Here is a 4,828-nt window from a genome sequence, read left to right on the forward strand (position 1 = left end):
GTCGACCACCGGTGAGGTGCTCGGGATGAACGTGGCGATGGCCACCGCTATCGCCGACGCCGCGGCCGCCCGCCGCGACTACCTCGACGAAACCGGCGGACGCTACGTGCACGTCATCGCAGACGGCGACATCGCCGCCTCCGGCGATATAACCCGAGCGATCGCGTGCGGCGCCGACGCGGTGTCCCTCGGCCTTCTGCTCGCGCAGGCCGACGAGGCCCCGGGCAAGGGGACCTTCTGGCAGTCCACGGCCGCGCACCCCTCGGTGCCTCGTGGGGACGTGCAGCCGGTGTTCGACTCGACGGTGCCGATGGAAGAAGTTCTCCTCGGGCCGACGGCGGAACCCTTCGGCACCAGAAACCTCATCGGCGGCCTGCGCCGCGCGATGGGCAAATCCGGCTACACCGACGTCAAGGGCTTCCAGAAGGTCGATCTCGCGGTCCGTCCGGACTAGCGACCACCGAATTTAGACAAATTCCCCCCGAATGTAAGACGCGCTTCCGCGGGAATCTGACTTCAGAGTAGGGTTCTGTGTAACCCAAGCCACTCATGGAGAGTGGCTGCCGGTTGTTTGGTCAGCCCCTGCCCAGGAGGACTTACATGTCGGCCGTGCCGAATTCCGCTGCCCCTGCCCGAAATGCCACGGGTCCCGTGGATGTCGACGTGGTCGTCGTCGGCTCCGGTTTCGGAGGCTCGGTGTCCGCGCTGCGGCTCACCGAGAAGGGCTATAAGGTCGCCGTTGTCGAGGCGGGTCGCCGCTTCGAGGACGACCAGATGGCGAAGACCTCGTGGCGGCTGCACAAGTACGTGTGGGCGCCGAAGCTCGGCCTGTTCGGCGTGCAGCGGATTCACCTACTCAAGGACGTGATGATCCTCGCCGGCGCTGGGGTCGGCGGCGGCTCGCTCAACTACGCGAACACCCTCTACAAGCCGGGGGACGCGTTTTTCAACGACAAGCAGTGGGCCCACATCACCGACTGGGATGACGAACTCTCGCCGTTCTACGACCAGGCCCGCCGCATGCTCGGCGTCGTGACGAACCCGCTGGACACACCTTCGGATTCGGTGATGCAGCGCGTCGCCGCGAAGATGGGCGCCTCCGACACCTTCCGCAAGACGCCGGTGGGTGTGTACTTCGGGAAGAAGACCGGCGGCAAGGGCGACATCGGGGAGACCGTCGAAGATCCGTACTTCGGCGGCGTCGGTCCGCACCGAACCGTGTGCACCGAATGCGGTAACTGCATGGTCGGTTGCCGCGTCGGCGCGAAGAACACCCTGCTCAAGAACTACCTCGGCCTCGCCGAGAAGGCGGGCGCGAAGATCTGGGACCGCACGACGGTGACCGGTCTGCGCCCCCGCTCGGACGGAACGTGGGAGGTGCAGCTCGAGCGCACCGGTAAGTGGACCAAGTGGGGCAAGCGGGCGCGCACGGTCATCGCCGGACAGGTCGTGCTCGCCGCGGGCACGTGGGGCACGCAGCATCTGCTCCACTATGCGAAGGCCGACGGTCGGCTGCCGCAGCTATCCCCGGCGCTCGGAGAGCTGACGCGAACGAACTCCGAGGCGATCCTCGGTGCGATGGCGGACAAAGTCGATCCGGACGCCGACTATTCCTCGGGCGTCGCGATCACCTCGTCGTTCTATCCGCGCCCGGACACGCACATCGAGCCGGTGCGCTACGGAAAGGGCTCAAACGCGATCGGTGCGCTGCAGACGCTCCTCACCGACGGCGATCGCTCTCGGGTCGGACAGCTGCTCGAAGGGGTCAAGAAGAACCCGTTGCTCCCGCTCAAGCTGCTCAATCTGCGGCACTGGTCCGAGCGCACGATCATCGCGTTGGTGATGCAGAACCTCGACAATTCGTTGACGACGTACGTCAGGCGTTTCGGGCCGTTCAAGTTCGTCTCCTCCCGCCAGGGCCATGGTGCGCCGAACCCGACGTGGATCCCCGCAGGTAATGAGGCCACCCGCCACATGGCCGACGAGATCGACGGAATCGCCGGTGGCACGTGGGGCGAGATCGCGAACATCCCCCTGACGGCCCATTTCCTCGGCGGCTGCGCGATCTCTGACCGTCCCGAGTCCGGCGTCCTGGATCCCTTCCACCGCGTGTGGAACTATCCGACGCTCCACGTGGTCGACGGCGCCTCGATTTCGGCGAACCTCGGCGTCAACCCGTCCCTTTCCATTACGGCGCAGGCCGAGCGCGCGATGTCCCTGTGGCCCAATAAGGGCGAGACCGACTCGCGCCCCGAGCAGGGCGAGGGATACACGCGGATCGCGCCGGTGGCGCCGACCGCGCCGGTCGTGCCGGAGTCGGCGCCGGGCGCGCTGCGGCTGCCGATCGTCGCCGTCGGTTAGCGGCGAAACGGCACCCGTCTACACTGGTCTTCGTGACAGAGCCGCAGAACTCAGCAGTGTCCCTTGCCGCCCCGCGACCCGTGCTCGTCGTGGATTTCGGTGCGCAGTATGCGCAGCTCATCGCGCGCCGTGTGCGCGAGGCCCGCATCTATTCCGAGGTGGTGCCGCACACCGCGACCGCAGCGGAGATCAAGGCGAAGAATCCGGTGGCGATCGTGCTGTCCGGCGGGCCCGCCTCGGTGTACGCCGACGGCGCGCCGAGCATCGACCCGGGCGTGTTCGATCTCGGTTTGCCGATGTTCGGCATCTGCTACGGCTTCCAGGTGATGGCCCAGGCGCTCGGCGGAGAGGTCGCGAAGACCGGTTCTCGCGAGTACGGCCGCACCGACATGGAGGTTTCCGGCGGAGCGCTGCACGCGGGGCTGCCCGGCTCGCACCCGGTGTGGATGAGCCACGGGGACTCGGTCCACGCCGCTCCGAAGGGCTTCGAGGTGACGGCGACGACTGCCGGCGCCCCGGTCGCCGCGTTCGAGAACACCGCAGGCAAGATGGCCGGCGTCCAGTACCACCCGGAGGTGCTGCATTCCCCGCACGGCCAGGAGGTGCTTACCCGCTTCCTTACTGATGTCGCCGGGCTCGAGCCGAGCTGGACGGCGGCGAATATCGCGGATCAGCTCATCGACGCGGTGCGCGAGCAGGTCGGCGAGGGGCGCGCGATCTGTGGGTTGTCCGGCGGAGTTGATTCGGCTGTCGCCGCGGCGCTCGTGCAGCGTGCCATCGGCGACCGGCTCACGTGTGTTTTCGTCGACCACGGTCTGCTGCGTGCGGGCGAGCGCGAGCAGGTAGAGAAGGAGTTTGTCGCCTCGACCGGCGCCCGCCTGGTCACGCGCGACGATTCGGACACCTACCTCGGTTACCTCGACGGGGTGACGGATCCGGAGGAGAAGCGCAAGATCATCGGTCGCGAGTTCATCCGCTCCTTTGAGGGCGCGGTGTCCGAGGTGCTGGGCGCGGAGTCCGAGAGCGGCGCGAGCGTCGATTTCCTCGTGCAGGGAACCCTGTACCCGGACGTCGTCGAGTCCGGCGGCGGGGCCGGCACGGCGAACATCAAGAGCCACCACAACGTTGGCGGGCTGCCGGAGGATCTCGAGTTCTCCCTCGTCGAGCCGCTGCGGCTGCTGTTCAAGGACGAGGTTCGCGCGGTCGGCCGCGAACTTGGCCTGCCCGAGTCGATCGTCGGTCGGCACCCGTTCCCGGGGCCGGGCCTCGCGATCCGCATTGTCGGCGCCGTCTCGCGTGAGCGCTTGGCCACGCTGCGCGCTGCGGACGCGATCGTGCGCGAGGAGATGACGGCGGCGGGCCTCGACGCCCAGGTCTGGCAGTGCCCGGTCGTGTTGTTGGCCGATGTTCGCTCGGTCGGCGTGCAGGGCGATGGCCGGACGTACGGCCATCCGATCGTTCTGCGGCCGGTCTCGTCGGAGGACGCCATGACGGCCGACTGGACGCGCATGCCGTACGAGACGCTGGCGAAGATCTCGAACCGGATCACGAACGAGGTGTCTGACGTCAACCGCGTGGTTCTCGATGTGACGAGTAAGCCACCGGGGACGATCGAGTGGGAGTAGCAGCCGGCGGCGCCTGTTAGATGGCGCCCTGGGCGTGGAGCTCGCGGAGGCCTTGAGCGGTTCTCTTCGCGAGCTCTTGGCGTATTTCGGCCTCGGTCGCCGCGTCGATTTCGAGGTTGCGGGCGGCTTCGGCCAGTTCGTCGGCGGTGAGCGAGCCGAGGACCTGGTCGGAGGAGCGAAGCAGGTCGCCTTCGCCGAAGAACGGGCGCCGGGCGACCATGGCGGTGGCCCAGCGCGGCGAACCCGACAGCGCGCGCAGCTCGGGGGTGATCTCGCGGATGCAGGCCCCGGCGAGCGCGCCCTGCCCGGCGGTGGGCACTGCGCATAAATTTACGTCGGGGCCGGTGCTCATCGGGTTCTCCTCCTCGTTGCGATGTCGGTCTGCTCCGTGCAACGCGGCCCTGGCAGGTCTCATTCCGCCGAGGTTCGACTCCCGCGGAGGACGGGTTGCACGGCGGCGGGAAGGTCTCCGATGAGTTCGCTCGAATGGGATGGGTGAACTAGGTAGTCGGCAGGGAAGTGAGCCTTGTTGCCGCCTCGCCCTCCGGCTCCCATGGGCATGGCGCCCATCATGGGGCCGCCCATCCTCGCGCCGGCTGCCGATCCGGCGGAGCCGGGGGAGCTACCCGGCGAGCCCGAACCCGCGGTGAGTCCGGTGCCCACGTTTTGCCCGGCGCCTGCGCGTGGAACCCCACTGGACGCGCCGGTTCCGTTCGACGCACCGGAGCCGCCTGGGGCGCTCCCACCCGACGAGAACGGCAAACCCGAGCGGGGCAAAATGCCTCCGGCCGTCGCGCTCAGCGGTCGCGCACCGGCCGACCCGCCCCCAGTGGAACTCGCGC

The 4,828-nt window shown here is 68.2% G+C and carries 4 protein-coding genes and 1 pseudogene; 4 read left to right on the plus strand and 1 reads right to left on the minus strand.

Features of this window, described 5'->3' with window-relative positions; all coding sequences use genetic code 11:
* The 3 genes from K8V11_RS02215 to guaA form a co-directional block, all read left to right on the plus strand.
* Positions 1–454, plus strand: a 454-nt coding sequence (locus tag K8V11_RS02215) for an IMP dehydrogenase (RefSeq protein ID WP_303910583.1), incomplete at its 5' end; no start/stop codon positions are given.
* Between the two features lie 146 nt (positions 455–600).
* The gene (locus K8V11_RS02220) at positions 601–2,361 is read left to right on the plus strand and encodes a GMC family oxidoreductase (RefSeq protein WP_303910584.1); all 1,761 of its coding nucleotides are present in this window, start codon (positions 601–603) and stop codon (positions 2,359–2,361) included.
* 32 nt (positions 2,362–2,393) lie between these two features.
* A complete protein-coding gene (guaA, locus tag K8V11_RS02225) occupies positions 2,394–3,986 on the plus strand; it encodes a glutamine-hydrolyzing GMP synthase (protein ID WP_303910585.1) in 1,593 nt (530 codons plus the stop codon).
* A gap of 16 nt (positions 3,987–4,002) precedes the next feature.
* Here guaA and K8V11_RS02230 read toward each other — a convergent pair whose 3' ends face one another.
* Positions 4,003–4,338, minus strand: a complete 336-nt coding sequence (locus K8V11_RS02230; RefSeq protein ID WP_303910586.1) for a hypothetical protein — start codon at positions 4,336–4,338, stop codon at positions 4,003–4,005.
* Positions 4,339–4,557: 219 nt separating this feature from the next.
* On the opposite strand from K8V11_RS02230, the pseudogene K8V11_RS02235 reads away from it, so the two are divergent.
* Positions 4,558–4,828 (plus strand): annotated as a pseudogene (locus K8V11_RS02235) (hypothetical protein); the annotation flags it as partial.

It is taken from the genome of Dietzia timorensis, from assembly GCF_020742175.1.
GTDB lineage: Bacteria > Actinomycetota > Actinomycetes > Mycobacteriales > Mycobacteriaceae > Dietzia > Dietzia timorensis_A.